The following is a 15122-nucleotide window of genomic DNA, read 5'->3' as shown; positions in this document are numbered from 1 at the left end:
CCTGCAATCAGTCGAGACGCATGGCAATGCCATGTTCGGCCATGTAGCTCTTGGCTTCACCGATCGAATAGGTGCCGAAGTGGAAGATGGAGGCGGCAAGCACCGCAGTGGCATGGCCGTCACGAACACCCGCCACCAGATCGTCCAGCGTGCCGACGCCGCCAGACGCGATGACGGGTACGCGAACCTGATCGGCAATGCTGCGCGTCAGGCCGATATCGTAACCGCTCTTGGTGCCGTCGCGGTCCATTGAGGTGACGAGCAATTCGCCGGCGCCGCGTTCCACCATCTTGATGGCGAATTCCACAGCATCGATGCCCGTCGGCTGGCGTCCGCCATGGGTAAAGATTTCCCAGCGGCCCTCTTCCCCTTCCATCGACACCCGCTTGGCGTCGATGGAGACGACAATGCACTGGTTGCCGAACTTGTCGGCCGCCTGCGCCACGAAATCCGGATCTTTGACGGCTGCGGAATTGATCGAGACCTTGTCCGCGCCGCAGAGGAGCAGCTTGCGGATGTCCGCGACGCTGCGAACCCCGCCACCGACCGTCACCGGCATGAAGCAGTGGTCAGCGGTGCGCGAGACGACATCGAAGATCGTGTCGCGATTGTCCGAGGAGGCAGTGATGTCGAGGAAGCAGAGTTCATCCGCACCCGCCGCATCATAGGCTTTTGCAGCCTCGACGGGATCGCCGGCGTCGATCAGGTCGACAAAGTTCACGCCCTTGACGACACGGCCGTCTTTCACATCGAGGCAGGGAATAACGCGGGCTTTGAGGGTCATGCGTTTACCTCCTTTGCGGCCTTGATGAGGGAAAGCGCCTCGGCGGGGTCTATGCGGCCGTCATAAAGCGCCCGACCCGAAATCGCGCCTTCGAGCTTGGCAGCATCCGGCTGCAGCATGCGCTTGATGTCATCGATGGAGGCAAGGCCGCCTGAGGCGATGACCGGGATGGAGACGGCATCCGCCAGCTCCAGTGTCGAAGCCCAGTTGATGCCGGCCAGAATACCGTCACGATCGATGTCAGTATAGATGATGGCGGCGACGCCGGCACCTTCGAAACGCTTGGCAAGTTCGATGACGCCGAGTTCGGACGCTTCCGCCCAGCCTTCCACGGCAACCTTGCCGCCCTTGGCATCGATGCCGACGGCGACCTGGCCGGGAAAACGCTTGCAGGCTTCGATGACCAAAACCGGATCGCGCACTGCCACGGTGCCGAGAATGACACGGGCAAGCCCGCGGCTCAGCCAGGCCTCGATATGATCGAGCGTGCGAATGCCACCGCCCAGCTGCACCGGGTTTTTCGTGGCTTTGAGAATGGCATCGACCGCCGCGCCATTGACCGTTTCTCCGGCAAAGGCGCCGTTGAGATCAACCACATGCAGCCATTCAAACCCCTGGTCCTCGAAGGCCTTCGCCTGCGCGCCGGGGTCGGTGTTGTATACGGTGGCCTGGTCCATATCGCCGAGTTTCAGGCGAACGCACTCACCGTCCTTGAGATCGATTGCGGGAAAAAGAATCATGTCAGGGCTTCCAGCGCAGGAAATTGGAAATCAGGGCGAGGCCGAGCGTCTGGCTTTTTTCCGGATGGAACTGCGCGCCCGCCATATTGTCGCGGCCGACGAAAGCCGTCATCGCGCCACCATAATTCGTGGTGGCGATGACGTCCGTCGAGTGCTTGGCCGCCAGATGATAGGAATGCACGAAATAAGCATGCAGGCCATCCGCGCCGGTCTTGATGCCGTCGAACAGCGGGTGGGCGTGGCGAATTTCCAGCGTGTTCCAGCCGATCTGCGGGATCTTGAGGCTGGGATCGGATGGCGTCATTTCAACGACGTCACCTTCGATCCAGCCGAGCCCGGTACTGACGGTCTTTTCCAGCCCGCGCGAGGACATCAGCTGCATGCCGACGCAGATGCCGAGGAAGGGGTGGGCTTTTTTCTCCACGGCTTCGATGAGCGCCTCATGCATGCCGGGAACGGCATCGAGGCCCGCACGGCAATCCGCGTAGGCGCCAACGCCCGGCAGGACGATGCGGTCTGCCGAAGCGACGTGATCCGGCTTGTCGGTCAGGTCGATGGTTGCGTTGATGCCGGCCTCGCGGGCGGCACGCTCGAAAGCCTTGGTGGCCGAACGCAGATTGCCCGAACCGTAGTCGATAATCGCGACACGCATGTCAGCGCCTTCCATTCAAGTCGAAAAGAAACGATCCGGCGGGATCGTTGACGAAGTTTTTGCCGCCGCTCTTTTGCGGCGAAGTGGTCCAGACCGGCTGCGACAGCTGTTCCGCCGCTTCTGCGGTTTCGGAGAGGCTGGAGAAATATATGTCTTCCGCACTCGAAAGATCAGGGGCGGAAACGACTGACGTCAGCGTCCAGCCTTTGCGGATCAGGTGCCGGACGAGAAAATCGCGTCCCTCCAGCGCCGTGATAAGCCCGATGGCGAAACCGCAGAGAATGCCAACGGGCTCGAATCCGGCTAACATCGAGATTTGCCCGGCGAGAAGCGTGGCGATGACAACGAGAGCCGTCGCCAGCCACAGCCGGTTGACGGCGAGCCATAACCAGGGCGCAATCAGGGCCAGCCAGACGAAACGGTCTGCGATGAAGCGGGTCGTCTTGTGGTCCCTGTCCGGCCCGTTGGGGGCTTCCAGAACGAGATAGCTTGTCATGGGCTTCCTGACAGCTTTGGCGTCAGGCCAGCATGCCCTTCGTGGAGGGAACGCGGCCTGCCTGCCGGGGGTCGATCTCGGTTGCCGTGCGAAGAACGCGGGCAACGGCCTTGAAGCATGTTTCGGCGATATGATGGTTGTTGGCGCCGTAATGGTTCAGGATATGCAGCGTGATGCCGGCATTCTGGGCGAGCGCCTGGAAGAACTCACGCACCAGCTCGGTATCAAAGGTGCCGATCTTCGGCGCGGAAAAATTGACGTTCCAGACAAGGAAAGGCCGGCCGGAAATATCGACGGCAGCCTTGGTCATCGTCTCGTCCATGGCGAGATCAAGCGAAGCGTAACGGGTAATGCCACGCCGGTCGCCGAGCGCCTTGGCAATGGCCTGACCTATGGCGATGCCGGTATCTTCCACGGTGTGGTGGTCGTCGATATGCAGGTCGCCCTGAACCTCGATGTCCATGTCGATCAGCGAATGGCGGCTGAGCTGGTCCAGCATATGGTCGAAAAATCCCACGCCGGTGGAAATTTTCGATTTGCCGGTGCCGTCGATATCCACGCGCACCGAAACCGAGGTTTCGTTGGTCTTGCGGATAATCTCGCCTTTACGTTCTGCCATTTTGGCCGCTCCGTGAAAATGTTGCCGTTCCTTATCAGCACGGGACACAAATATCCAGTTGTTCCATCGTCTTGCATGACAAGTCGAAAACGGCCTGCCGCCCCGAAGATTGCAATCGTGAAAAGCAAACTTACATAGAACCGCAGAGGGCCGCATCCCGGCCCGTTAACCCCAGGCCCGTGAGGGCAGACAGGTGTTTGATGACAACAATTATTACAGTCAGGAAGGGCGGCAAGGTCGTCATGGCTGGCGACGGGCAGGTAAGCCTTGGCCAGACCGTGATGAAAGGCAATGCCCGCAAGGTTCGCCGCATCGGCAAGGGTGAGGTGATTGCCGGTTTTGCCGGTGCGACGGCGGATGCCTTCACGCTGCTCGACCGACTCGAAAAGAAGCTTGAGCAATATCCCGGCCAGCTCATGCGTGCCGCCGTGGAACTCGCCAAGGACTGGCGCACGGACAAATATCTGCGCAATCTCGAAGCCATGATGCTGGTGGCCGATAAATCCACCACGCTTGCCATTACCGGCAATGGTGATGTGCTGGAACCGGAACATGGCGCGATCGCCATCGGCTCCGGCGGCAATTATGCCTTTGCTGCCGCCCGCGCCATGATGGACACGGACAAGTCGGCCGAAGAGGTAGCGCGCCAGTCGCTCGATATTGCCGCCGATATCTGCGTTTATACCAACCACAATCTCGTCGTCGAAACGCTCGACGCCGAATAAGCATATTTCTCACCAATGGGTCCTGCGGGCCGGGCCGGTATGGCCGGCCGGAACAGGAAAGCCGAGAGGATAGAATGACCACTTTTTCTCCCCGGGAAATCGTCTCGGAACTCGACCGTTTCATCATCGGCCAGCATGAGGCCAAGCGTGCGGTCGCGATTGCGCTGCGTAACCGCTGGCGCCGCCAGCAGCTCGATGAGAGCCTGCGCGATGAAGTCATGCCCAAGAATATCCTGATGATCGGGCCGACCGGTGTCGGCAAGACGGAGATTTCCCGCCGCCTCGCCAAGCTGGCAGGCGCGCCCTTCATCAAGGTGGAAGCGACAAAATTCACCGAAGTCGGTTATGTCGGTCGCGATGTCGAGCAGATCATCCGCGATCTGGTCGAGATCGGCATCGGCCTCGTGCGTGAAAAGAAGCGTGCCGAAGTGCAGGCGAAGGCGCATCAGAGCGCAGAAGAGCGGGTACTCGATGCGCTGGTTGGCGCAACCGCATCGCCTGGCACGCGTGAAAGCTTCCGCAAGAAGCTGCGAGACGGTGAGCTCGACGACAAGGAAATCGATATCGAAGTGGCCGACAGCGGCTCGGGCATGCCCGGTTTTGAAATTCCCGGTATGCCGGGCGCCAATATCGGCGTGCTGAACCTGTCGGAAATGTTCGGCAAAGCCATGGGTGGACGCACCAAAAAGGTCCGGACCACGGTGTCGAAATCCTATGCCGATCTCATCCGCGACGAATCCGACAAGCTGCTCGACAACGAAATGATCCAGCGCGAGGCGGTGAAGTCGGTCGAAAATGACGGCATCGTCTTCCTCGATGAGATCGACAAGATCGCCGCCCGCGATGGTGGCATGGGCGCCGGCGTCTCGCGCGAAGGCGTGCAGCGCGATTTGCTGCCGCTGGTCGAAGGCACGACTGTTTCGACGAAATACGGACCGGTGAAGACGGACCATGTCCTCTTCATCGCATCGGGCGCCTTCCATGTGGCGAAGCCTTCGGATCTCCTGCCAGAGCTTCAGGGCCGTCTGCCGATCCGCGTCGAACTGAAGCCGCTGACCAAGGAGGATTTCCGCCGTATCCTGACGGAGACGGAAGCAAGCCTCATCCGCCAGTACAAGGCGCTGATGGCGACGGAAGAACTGGACCTCGATTTCACCGATGATGCAATCGATGCGCTGGCCGATGTGGCCGTTCATCTCAATTCGTCGGTCGAAAATATCGGTGCACGCCGCCTGCAGACCGTGATGGAGCGCGTTCTCGACGAAATCTCCTTCAACGCCCCGGATCGCGGCGGCTCGGCCGTCAAGATCGATCAGGAATATGTCCGCAAACATGTCGGCGATCTCGCCGCCGATACGGATCTGTCCCGCTATATTCTCTGAGAATTTCGGAGATCGACAAAAGAAGAGTGCGGCCATATTTGCCGCACTCTTTTATTTTATCTGCCTCATCTCGCATTCAGCCCGCATTTTGTTTATGGGAAGGGCTGCATTCCGGTTGGAACCGCTTTCGTGGAATGATCCGGTTTTCCGCTTGTCATGCCGGTAATGGCCGGCTCGAGAAAAGGCAGTCGCTCGTGCGCAAAACTCTTCTGGCATTTGCCGTGGCTCTGGCGGTTTCCGCCGTTTCGTCTTCTTATGTCGAGGCCGCGACGGTTGTTCCACCGGGCAATCGCAATGCCGAACAGCCGGGCGTTCCCGGCGCCTCCGCAAAAAGAACCAAGGCATCCAACACCTCCTTCGAGCGCAAATACCAGAAGGTCATCGACCTTTTGTCGTCCGACAAGGCACTGATCGCCAAAATCAAGTCGACGGCCGGGCGTTATGGTATCGATCCGATCCACATGATCGGCGCGATCGTCGGCGAGCACACCTATAATGTCGACGCCTATGACAGGCTGCAATCCTATTACGTCAAGGCGGCCTCCTATGCCGGCAACAGCTTCCGTTTCGGCTACAAGGACGAAACCATCGCGCAGTTTCTGACCCATTCGCAATTTGCCAAATGCCAGTCGAAGAAGGATTCCTACAGCCTGTGGAACTGCCGTGAAGACGTCTGGGAAGACAGTTTCCGCGGCAAGACCGTCGATGGTGTGGCCTATCCGAACAACCGCTTCAGCGCCGTCTTCTTCCAGCCCTTTTATGCCGGGCAGACCTTTGGTCTCGGTCAGATCAACCCGCTGACGGCGCTGATGTTGTCCGACATGGTGTCGAGAACCTCCGGCTATGAGAAGCTGGATGAGAACGATGCGGGTGCCGTTTATACCGCGATCATGGACCCGGATCGTTCGCTTGCCTTCATGGCGGCCTCGATCCGCAAGTCGATCGATGATTACCGGTCGATCGCCGACATGGATATTTCGAAAAATCCGGGCGTCACCTCCACACTCTATAATGTAGGCGGTTCGCAGCAGCGCGCGGCGGCCCTTGCCCAGAAGAACCGCCAGCGCGCCGCAGGCGATCAGCCCCTGTTGCCGGAAGAAAATTATTACGGCTGGCTGGTGAATGACCGCATCAGGGATCTGCAGGCGCTTTTGTAGAAAAAGACGACTATCGGCCGCATTATTTCCAAAACGGAAATAATATTTGGCTGCCTGTCGCAATTGACGAGCGACCGTATCAGCGTCCAATCTGTGCCTTCAGAATATAAGGAGGCGCATGTGAGCCGCACGGATAAATTCGGTCTTTCCATCGACGACAGGCTGTATGCCTTTTTGACGGACGAGGTGCTGCCGGGCACGGGTCTTGATAGTGAGACCTTCTTTGAGGGTTTCTCGGCCATCGTCCATGAGCTTTCCCCGAAGAACCGTGAGTTGCTTGCCAAGCGCGATGCGCTGCAGGAAAAAATCGATGGCTGGTACCAGCAGAACGGTGCGCCCTCGGATTTCGACGCCTATGAGGCCTTCCTGAAGGAGATCGGTTATCTGCTGCCGGAAGGTCCCGCCTTCAAGGTGGAAACCAGCAATGTCGACCCGGAAATTGCCGTCGTCGCCGGTCCGCAGCTCGTTGTTCCCGTCATGAACGCGCGTTATGCGCTGAATGCTGCCAACGCCCGCTGGGGTTCGCTTTATGACGCGCTTTACGGCACGGATGCCATTTCCGATGCTGATGGCGCGGAAAAGGGCAGGGGCTACAATCCGAAGCGCGGCGACAAGGTCATCGCCTGGGCGCGCAACTTCCTTGATCAATCCGCACCGCTCGAGACCGGAAGCTGGTCCGACGTGACAGGCTTCGAGATCGTTGACGGTCTGCTGCAGCTTGCCATCGGTGGTGCCACGACTGGCCTCAAAGATGCAGCCCAATTCAAGGGTTTCAGCGGTGAAGCGGCAAAGCCCGCCACGATCCTGCTCGGCAAAAATGGTCTGCACACCGAGATCGTCATCGATCCCTCGACCGAAATCGGCAAGGGTGACAAAGCGGGCATTTCCGACGTCATTCTCGAATCGGCACTGACGACCATCATGGATTGCGAGGATTCGGTCGCTGCCGTCGATGCCGAAGACAAGGTGCTGGTCTATGGCAACTGGCTTGGCCTGATGCGTGGTGATCTGACGGAAGCCGTCTCCAAGGGCGGGAAGACCTTTACCCGCCGCCTCAACCCGGATCGTTATTATACCGCTCCCAATGGTTCCGCGCTCACGCTGCCGGGCCGTTCCCTGATGCTGGTGCGCAATGTCGGTCATCTCATGACCAATCCGGCGATCCTCGACCGCGATGGCCGCGAGGTGCCGGAAGGCATCATGGATGCCGTGGTCACGGCATTGATCGCGCTCTACGATGTGGGCCCATCCGGGCGACACCAGAATTCCCGTGCCGGTTCGATGTATGTCGTCAAGCCGAAGATGCATGGGCCGGAAGAAGTCGCCTTCGCCAACGAAATCTTCAGCCGGGTAGAAAAGCTTGTCGGCATGGCGCCCAACACCATGAAAATGGGCATCATGGATGAGGAACGCCGCACCACGGTCAACCTCAAGGAAAGCATTCGCGCCGCGAAGGATCGCGTCGTCTTCATCAATACCGGCTTCCTCGATCGCACCGGCGACGAAATCCACACCTCGATGGAAGCGGGCCCGATGATCCGCAAGGGCGACATGAAGCAGGCCGCCTGGATCGCGGCTTATGAAAACTGGAACGTCGATATCGGCCTCGAATGCGGTCTTTCCGGCCATGCGCAGATCGGCAAGGGCATGTGGGCCATGCCGGATCTGATGGCGGCGATGCTGGAGCAGAAGATCGCCCATCCGAAGGCCGGCGCCAACACGGCCTGGGTGCCTTCGCCGACGGCGGCGACGCTGCACGCCACGCATTACCACAAGGTCGATGTTGCGGCCGTTCAGGAAGGGCTGAAAAGCCGCGGCCGTGCGAAGCTCTCCGATATCCTGTCGGTGCCGGTCGCGCCGCGCCCTAACTGGACGCCGGAGGAAATCCAGCGGGAGCTTGATAATAACGCCCAGGGCATTCTCGGTTATGTCGTGCGCTGGGTCGATCAGGGTGTCGGCTGCTCCAAGGTGCCGGATATAAACAATGTCGGCCTTATGGAGGATCGTGCCACGCTGCGCATTTCCGCGCAGCACATGGCAAACTGGCTGCGCCATGGCGTGGTGACAGAGGCTCAGATCATCGAGACCATGAAGCGTATGGCCGCCGTGGTGGACACGCAGAATGCCGGCGATCCGGCCTATCTGCCGATGGCCTCCAATTTCGACGGATCGGTGGCTTTCCAGGCCGCTGTCGAGCTGGTGCTGAAGGGGCGCGAACAGCCGAATGGCTACACAGAGCCGGTTCTGCACCGTCGTCGTCTGGAACTGAAAGCGAAACAGGCGGCGTGAGCCGCCGCCCAGTATTTCCATAAACAAAAAAGCCGCCGGGAAAATCCTCGGCGGCTTTTTCTTGATCTGGTGTAACCCTTACTGGATCACGACGACCTTGGTGCTGCGGCCGGGACGGACCCGGCTGTAGAGATCGATCACATCCTGGTTGATCATGCGGATGCAGCCGGAGGAGGCGGCGGTGCCGATCGAAGCCCATTCGGGTGAACCGTGGATGCGGAACAGCGTGTCCTGTCCCTTTTCGTTGAAGAGATACATGGCGCGTGCGCCGAGCGGGTTGCTGAGGCCCGGGCCCATGCCGGCCTCGACATATTTCGCAACTTCCGGCTTGCGGTCCGCCATTTCCTTCGGCGGATGCCACATCGGCCATTCCTGCTTCCAGGCCACATAGGCTTCACCGGCCCAGGCGAAACCAGCCTTGCCGACGCCGATGCCGTAACGCACAGCGCGGTTGCCGGAGAGAATATAATAAAGATAACGCTCGCGCGTATTGACGATGATGGTTCCGGCGCGTTCGGACGTCTGGAATTCGACGATCTGGCGGCGGTACTTCTCGTTGACGCGGTTGATCGGAATGGCCGGCAGCGCATAACCCGCATCGGTCACGGGACCGTAGACATCGTTGAAGATTTGGACCGTTTCGACCTTCGCCGGAACAGGGTCAGCAACCGGTACTGACGCTGCGATCTTGCCGGAGGTCGGAGCGGAGGATTGGGAGGTAGTTTCGGCGCAGCCGGCCAGAGCCAGTGCTGCCGTCAGACCGAGTGCGGTCAATGGGGTACGGATGCGCATGTCGTTCTCGCGGAAAATTCGCCAAATTGTGCGAAAGAGTAGGCTTAATTGGATAAATCGGTTATTTTCCATTCAGCCGCTCTTGGCAAGCCGTTGCGCCGCCGCGAAACGGTCGGGCATTTAAAATTGCCGGTTGATTGCCTTTTTGCAACAATAGGCCAAACGCTTCAGCAGCCTTTATCCATGACTATTCTTTCCGTTACCAACAATAATCCGTTAATAGATGGCCGCCAGTCGGACAAGGCGATGCTGGTGCGCCGCGGCGTGCAGGTGCTTCTGCACGAGATGCGCCATTCGGTGCTGCCCGAATTGCCGCTTGCAAGCGGGCGGCGGGCCGATCTCATCAGCCTTTCGGTCAAGGGTGAGATCTGGATCATCGAAATCAAATCTTCGATCGAGGATTTCCGCGTCGATCGCAAATGGCCGGAATACCGGCTGCATTGCGACCGGCTGTTCTTCGCAACCCATCCGGAGGTGCCGACCGACATATTTCCGGAGGAATGCGGGCTCATCCTGTCAGATGGTTACGGAGCCCACATGCTGCGCGATGCGCCGGAGCATAAATTGCCGCCGGCGACCCGCAAGTCGGTGATGCTGGATTTCTCGCGAACCGCCGCGACCCGGCTGATGCTGGCGGAATGGACGACCGGCCGCAGCTTCGGAGAATGATTTCCGTTATTTCGGGGCGCGTTTGGCGAGAATGCGCTGTAGCGTTCGCCGATGCATGTTGAGACGGCGTGCCGTTTCCGAAACATTGCGCTCGCACATTTCATAAACCCGCTGGATATGTTCCCACCGAACCCGGTCTGCCGACATCGGGTTTTCGGGTACTTCGGTCTTTTCGCCCTTGCGCTGCGTCAGTGCATTGAACACATCGTCCGCATCGGCGGGCTTGGCCAGATAGTCCAGTGCCCCAAGCTTCACGGCAGTAACGGCGGTGGCGATATTGCCATAACCGGTCAGAACGACGATCTGCGTATCGTCCCGGTTCTGCCTGATGGCCTCGATGACTTCCAGACCGTTGCCATCCGCAAGCCTCAGGTCGACAACCGCATATTTCGGCGGTGCAGCCCTGGACCGGGCAATGCCGTCGCTGACCGTCTCGGCGGTGTCGACGGCAAAGCCGCGCGTTTCCATCGCCCGGGCAAGCCGGCGCAGAAACGGCCCGTCATCATCGACGATCAGCAGCGATCTGTCGGGCCCGATCGGGTCGACATCGTCCGTTGGTGTTGGTGCGCTGGTGGAGTTGTTCTGGTCTTCTGTCTTCATGTTTCCGGCCTTCCGGCAACTTCGTCGGCTTGGTTTTCTTCTTCTTATCGCCGCTTCAATGTGGATGGTAAAGTCAATGGCTTCTTTTATCGTCCATAAGCGCCCGAGGCCAGACGATTGTGACCCGTGCTCCGGTTCCGCTCGACCCTCGGTTCTGGAAGGTGACGGCTGCGCCGGATCGCTCCAGCAGGGTCTTTGCTATAAAAAGCCCGAGCCCGAGCCCACCGGCGCGCATATCGTTGTGACGTTCGGTCACATAGGGCTCGCCGATTCGGGCCAGCACGTCATGGGCATAACCCGGCCCGTCGTCCTCGATGAGGACGGTGACATTCTGCTGATCGTGACCGACAGTCACGGTCACCTTTTCCCGCGCATAGTCCACGGCATTTTCGATGAGATTGCCCAGCCCGTAGATAATGCCAGCATTGCGGATGCCGACCGGCTCCTCGGCGCGATCGTTCTTTTCGACGAGTTCCAGGCGAATGCCGAATTCCCGATGTGGCGCCATCACCTCCTCGATCAGCGAGGAAAGCGGCAGACGGCGCATATGCTCCTCATTGTCGGCGGAAAGCGAGGTGAGCCGGCGCAGAATATCGCGGCATCTTTCGCTCTGGCTGCGCAGTAGCGCTATGTCTTCTCCGTATTTCTCATCATGCCCGAGTTCCCTCTCCATTTCCTTGGCGACGACGCTGATGGTGGCGAGCGGCGTGCCCAGTTCATGCGCCGCGGCGGCCGCCAGCCCGTCCAGCTGCGAGAGATGTTTTTCCCGCTCCAGCACGAGTTCGGTTGCGGCCAGCGCATCGGCCAGCTGATTGGCCTCATGCGAAACGCGATAGGCATAAAAGGCCGCGAAAGAGGTCGTCGCGATGATTGCCACCCAGGTGCCGACATGCAGCAGGAGCTGGATCGGCAACGCTTCGCCGGGATACCAGGGAACCGGAAACGGCGAAAAGGCGATCGCCGTCGAGCATATGACGGCAAAGCCGAGCAGGATGAGCGAATGCCGAAGCGGCTGCGAGGCGAAGGCGATGATGACCTGCACGCAGATCAGCGGTGCGAAGGGATTGGAAAGACCGCCGGTAATATAGATCAGCGCTGTCAGTTGCAGCAGGTCGAAGGCCAGCAGCAATGTCGCTTCCCAGGGTTCCAGACGATAGGTAGAGGGAAAACGGGCGGTGAGGAACAGATTGGCAAGCGCCAGCGCTGCAATGAGAAGGCCGCAGGCGAGAAGCGGCAGGGGAAAATTCAACCCGAAAGCGACGAACAGGATCGTTGCCGTCTGTCCGGCAACCGCCAGCCAGCGTAGCCAGACAATGGTTTGTAACCTTATCCTGCGGCTGGCACGGCCAAGCCTCGTGGTTTCGATCGGATGGCCAGCCACCGTCTTCTCCTTTACCCTGTTCATCATCGTCATGTTCCGCGCGGTTTAGCGCGGCTGGTCGGCAGGGCCGATGCCGGGTCCTCCGGCCAGGGATGGCGCGGATAACGCCCGCGCATATCCGCCCGCACATCCTTCCAGGACCCCGCCCAGAAACCGGGAAGATCGCGTGTCGTCTGTATCGGCCTGTGTGCCGGCGAGGTCAATTCCAAGAGCAGCGGCAATCGCCCCTGCGCGATGGACGGGTGGGCTCTCAGCCCGAAAAGCTCCTGCACACGAATGGAAAGCGTCGGTTCGCTGGCGTCGTAGCGGATGGGATGCCGCTGGCCGGTCGGTGCTTCGAAATGCGTCGGCGCCAACCTGGCGAGATCGCGCGCCACCTCATGGGGCACCAGAGACAGGATCCCTTCGGAAAGGCTGCCGGGCCGGATATCCTGCAGGCTGCGCGCCCCGTGTTGGAACGGAACGAACCATTCGTCCAGCCGCGAAAGCAAAGCCTCATCGCTGACATCCGGCCAGGGCTCCCCGATACTGGCATTCAGAAAACCGATCCTGTCGCGCAACTGCAGCGTCTCTTTCGAAAAAGGAAGAATGCCGATGCCGAATTCCCGAACGCCATTGGCGAGCGCCTGTGCCGCCTGTTCACCCTCGGGTCTGGGCAGGGGCGTCTCATCGAGGATGATGGCGCCAAGGCGTGTCACCTTTCGCGCACGCGCCTGACCACTCGCCTTGTCGAACAGCAGCTGGTCCTGCTGAACAATAAGGTGCGGCATCCGCTCCTCTATATCCGTCCTCTCTATGCCTGCCGCCGCAAGGATGCGCGGCTGCGCCGCCCGTCCGGTAATATCGGCCACCACCAGCATTCTGTTCGCCGCCAGCCGCTCCGTATCGGCAAGCTCCGCGCCCCGCCCGTTGGCCATTACATAACGTCCCCGCGCACCCCGCTGGAGCGCGATCCTGTCCGGATAGGCATGCAGCAGCAGCGGACCGGCCTCACCCGGCAACTCGGCTGCTGTCGTTTTATCGCCGATTGCGTCGAACAGCCTCGATGCCAGCTTGCGTGCCGCCTGCGCCCTTTCGCTCCTGTCGGAAAGAAAGCGCCGCAGCCGTTCATCGAGATCGATGTCGTTTCCGCCGAGCCCCTGTTCCGTCAGCACGACGGCGAGCATCGCCGCCTTTTTGCCGGCACCCTCGGTTGCCGCCGCAATCACCATGGCCGCCAGCCGCGGCGGCAGCGAAAGGCCGCGCATCAGATGGCCGCGTTGCGTCAGCGCTCCGCTTTTGTCGAGCGCGCCCAGATTTTTAAGAAGCGCCACCGATTCTTTGAGTGCGGCTTCGGGGGGCATATCCAGAAAGGCAAGAGAGGAGGGATCTTGAACACCCCAATGGGCGAGATCAAGCGCAAGACCGGCAAGATCGCTCGCCAGAATCTGCGGTGGCGTGAAGGCGTTGAGCGCCGCCGTCTGCCCCTGATGCCACAGGCGGATCGCAACGCCAGGTTCCGTTCGCCCGGCGCGCCCCGCCCGCTGGTCGGCGGAAGCGCGCGACACCCGCACCGTCTCCAGCCTCGTGATTCCCGTTGCCGGTTCGAACACCGGTAGTCGCTGCAATCCGCTGTCGATCACCACACGTACACCATCGATGGTAATGGATGTTTCGGCAATCGAGGTGGCCAGTACGATCTTGCGTCGGCCAGTCGGCGCCGGCTTGATCGCCGCATCCTGCTCCTTCTGTGAAAGGTTTCCGTAAAGCGGGATGATATCCGTATCATCGGGAAAACGTCCCTCCAGCCGCGTGGCCGTTCGGGTAATTTCCGCCTGCCCCGGCAGAAAGGCGAGGATGGAGCCCGTTTCCGACCCATGGGCTTCAGTAATCGCCCTTGCGACTTTCTCTTCTATCGGGACACCCTGCCAACGATCCTCATAGTGGACGTCGATCGGAAACGTCCGGCCAAGGCTCTGAATGACCGGGGCGTCCCCCATGAGCGCGCTGATGCGTTCGACATCGAGTGTGGCGGACATAACGAGGATTCGTAGATCGTCACGCAGCCCACCCTGTACGTCGAGTGCAAGCGCCAGTCCGAAATCGCCGTCGAGCGAACGTTCATGAAACTCGTCGAAAATTACCGTTGAAACACCGGCGAGTTCTGGATCGTCCAGAACCATCCGGGCAAACACGCCTTCGGTCACCACCTCTATCCGGGTTTTCGAGGAGACACGATTGTCGAGCCGCATGCGGTAACCGACAGTTTGCCCGACATCCTCGTGAAGCAGCTCCGCCATGCGCCCGGCTGCTGCCCGGGCGGCAAGCCGGCGTGGTTCGAGAAGAATGATCTTGCCGTCCCCCCGCCAGTCCTGCCGCAAAAGATGAAGCGGCACCAGCGTCGTTTTACCCGCGCCCGGGGGGGCCGAAAGAACGGCATGCTTCGCCTCGGCCAACGCCTCGGCGATATCGCCCAGAACGGCACTGACGGGAAGTTCGGGGAATTCGGTCTTTATAAAGACGGGCATTCTGGTCATGCAAACAGGCCTGCGGCGATTGGGGTGGTTAAGCGCTTCATATGTCGTTTCTAATGCACGGCCCTGCGCTTTGACAGTCATACGTAAGGACCGGCCAGATGCTCCGCCGGCAGAATTACGGTTCCCTTGCGTGCTGTTTGCAAAGAGGCATGCAAAGGAGGGCGTCGGGTGGATGGCGAAATGTCGGGAGATTCCGCCCGTTTCCTCAATTTCAGGGGCGGTTGGCGAAACTATCTAAGAAAATCAGCAAGTTAGTAAAAATGTCAGTTTTTTGACGGAGGGTGTGTTGACTTGATTGAGGGGATGGATTTATAAGTCCG

The 15122-nt window shown here is 59.9% G+C and carries 14 protein-coding genes; 5 read left to right on the top strand and 9 right to left on the bottom strand.

From position 1 onward, the window contains the following. Nucleotides 1–7 precede the first annotated feature (7 nt). The 5 genes from hisF to hisB are packed head-to-tail and all read right to left on the bottom strand — an operon-like array spanning nucleotide 8 to nucleotide 3291. The gene (gene hisF / locus ACIQUH_RS17440; protein ID WP_400817277.1) at nucleotides 8–784 is read right to left on the bottom strand and encodes an imidazole glycerol phosphate synthase subunit HisF; all 777 of its coding nucleotides are present in this window, start codon (nucleotides 782–784) and stop codon (nucleotides 8–10) included. After that, complete coding sequence (hisA, locus tag ACIQUH_RS17435; protein ID WP_400817275.1) at nucleotides 781–1524, bottom strand: 1-(5-phosphoribosyl)-5-[(5-phosphoribosylamino)methylideneamino]imidazole-4-carboxamide isomerase; 744 nt, start codon at nucleotides 1522–1524, stop codon at nucleotides 781–783. The genes hisF and hisA overlap by 4 nt, the downstream gene beginning before the upstream one ends. Nucleotide 1525: 1 nt before the next feature. Next, nucleotides 1526–2176, bottom strand: a complete 651-nt coding sequence (hisH, locus tag ACIQUH_RS17430) for an imidazole glycerol phosphate synthase subunit HisH (protein ID WP_142174379.1) — start codon at nucleotides 2174–2176, stop codon at nucleotides 1526–1528. Between the two features lies 1 nt (nucleotide 2177). Beyond that, on the bottom strand, nucleotides 2178–2672 hold the full coding sequence (locus ACIQUH_RS17425) for a DUF2628 domain-containing protein (RefSeq protein ID WP_400817272.1): 495 nt from the start codon (nucleotides 2670–2672) through the stop codon (nucleotides 2178–2180). Between the two features lie 22 nt (nucleotides 2673–2694). Next, a complete protein-coding gene (hisB, locus tag ACIQUH_RS17420; RefSeq protein WP_010970622.1) occupies nucleotides 2695–3291 on the bottom strand; it encodes an imidazoleglycerol-phosphate dehydratase HisB in 597 nt (198 codons plus the stop codon). A gap of 200 nt (nucleotides 3292–3491) precedes the next feature. Between hisB and hslV the strand changes: the two genes are divergently transcribed. The 4 genes from hslV (at nucleotide 3492) to ACIQUH_RS17400 (ending at nucleotide 8844) form a co-directional block, all read left to right on the top strand. Further along, a complete protein-coding gene (gene hslV, locus ACIQUH_RS17415; protein ID WP_003521197.1) occupies nucleotides 3492–4016 on the top strand; it encodes an ATP-dependent protease subunit HslV in 525 nt (174 codons plus the stop codon). A gap of 74 nt (nucleotides 4017–4090) precedes the next feature. Next, entirely contained in the window at nucleotides 4091–5398 is a 1308-nt protein-coding gene (hslU, locus tag ACIQUH_RS17410) for an ATP-dependent protease ATPase subunit HslU (protein WP_003521199.1), read from the top strand. 194 nt (nucleotides 5399–5592) lie between these two features. Then, nucleotides 5593–6555 (top strand): DUF1402 family protein, encoded by a 963-nt coding sequence (locus ACIQUH_RS17405; protein WP_400817269.1) that lies wholly within the window; start codon nucleotides 5593–5595, stop codon nucleotides 6553–6555. Between the two features lie 120 nt (nucleotides 6556–6675). Continuing rightward, entirely contained in the window at nucleotides 6676–8844 is a 2169-nt protein-coding gene (locus ACIQUH_RS17400) for a malate synthase G (protein WP_400817267.1), read from the top strand. A gap of 78 nt (nucleotides 8845–8922) precedes the next feature. Here ACIQUH_RS17400 and ACIQUH_RS17395 read toward each other — a convergent pair whose 3' ends face one another. Next, the gene (locus tag ACIQUH_RS17395; RefSeq protein WP_269347083.1) at nucleotides 8923–9636 is read right to left on the bottom strand and encodes a L,D-transpeptidase; all 714 of its coding nucleotides are present in this window, start codon (nucleotides 9634–9636) and stop codon (nucleotides 8923–8925) included. A gap of 183 nt (nucleotides 9637–9819) precedes the next feature. On the opposite strand from ACIQUH_RS17395, the gene ACIQUH_RS17390 reads away from it, so the two are divergent. After that, nucleotides 9820–10305 carry an MmcB family DNA repair protein gene (locus ACIQUH_RS17390; RefSeq protein WP_004444350.1) on the top strand — a complete coding sequence of 162 codons (486 nt, stop codon included), beginning with the start codon at nucleotides 9820–9822 and terminating at the stop codon, nucleotides 10303–10305. A gap of 6 nt (nucleotides 10306–10311) precedes the next feature. Here ACIQUH_RS17390 and ACIQUH_RS17385 read toward each other — a convergent pair whose 3' ends face one another. From ACIQUH_RS17385 to hrpB, 3 genes are all read right to left on the bottom strand, one after another. Continuing rightward, a complete protein-coding gene (locus tag ACIQUH_RS17385; RefSeq protein WP_400817264.1) occupies nucleotides 10312–10905 on the bottom strand; it encodes an ActR/PrrA/RegA family redox response regulator transcription factor in 594 nt (197 codons plus the stop codon). 73 nt (nucleotides 10906–10978) lie between these two features. Then, nucleotides 10979–12286, bottom strand: coding sequence for a two-component system sensor histidine kinase ActS (gene actS, locus ACIQUH_RS17380; protein ID WP_400817511.1), 1308 nt, complete (start codon nucleotides 12284–12286; stop codon nucleotides 10979–10981). A gap of 29 nt (nucleotides 12287–12315) precedes the next feature. Then, a complete protein-coding gene (hrpB, locus tag ACIQUH_RS17375) occupies nucleotides 12316–14802 on the bottom strand; it encodes an ATP-dependent helicase HrpB (protein WP_400817262.1) in 2487 nt (828 codons plus the stop codon). Between the last annotated feature and the right edge of the window lie 320 nt (nucleotides 14803–15122).

It is taken from the genome of Agrobacterium sp. NPDC090283 (assembly GCF_044769685.1).
Taxonomy (GTDB): Bacteria; Pseudomonadota; Alphaproteobacteria; order Rhizobiales; family Rhizobiaceae; genus Agrobacterium.
The sequence above is the reverse complement of the archived record's forward strand: the minus strand, read 5'-3'. Positions and strand labels throughout refer to the sequence as shown.

Bases quoted from the DNA above. Each gene is read 5' to 3' on its own strand.
- hisF (WP_400817277.1), bottom strand. From the start codon at position 784: ATGACCCTCAAAGCCCGCGTTATTCCCTGCCTCGATGTGAAAGACGGC.
- hisA (WP_400817275.1), bottom strand. From the start codon at position 1,524: ATGATTCTTTTTCCCGCAATCGATCTCAAGGACGGTGAGTGCGTTCGC.
- hisH (WP_142174379.1), bottom strand. From the start codon at position 2,176: ATGCGTGTCGCGATTATCGACTACGGTTCGGGCAATCTGCGTTCGGCC.
- ACIQUH_RS17425 (WP_400817272.1), bottom strand. From the start codon at position 2,672: ATGACAAGCTATCTCGTTCTGGAAGCCCCCAACGGGCCGGACAGGGAC.
- hisB (WP_010970622.1), bottom strand. From the start codon at position 3,291: ATGGCAGAACGTAAAGGCGAGATTATCCGCAAGACCAACGAAACCTCG.
- hslV (WP_003521197.1), top strand. From the start codon at position 3,492: ATGACAACAATTATTACAGTCAGGAAGGGCGGCAAGGTCGTCATGGCT.
- hslU (WP_003521199.1), top strand. From the start codon at position 4,091: ATGACCACTTTTTCTCCCCGGGAAATCGTCTCGGAACTCGACCGTTTC.
- ACIQUH_RS17395 (WP_269347083.1), bottom strand. From the start codon at position 9,636: ATGCGCATCCGTACCCCATTGACCGCACTCGGTCTGACGGCAGCACTG.
- ACIQUH_RS17390 (WP_004444350.1), top strand. From the start codon at position 9,820: ATGACTATTCTTTCCGTTACCAACAATAATCCGTTAATAGATGGCCGC.
- ACIQUH_RS17385 (WP_400817264.1), bottom strand. From the start codon at position 10,905: ATGAAGACAGAAGACCAGAACAACTCCACCAGCGCACCAACACCAACG.
- hrpB (WP_400817262.1), bottom strand. From the start codon at position 14,802: ATGACCAGAATGCCCGTCTTTATAAAGACCGAATTCCCCGAACTTCCC.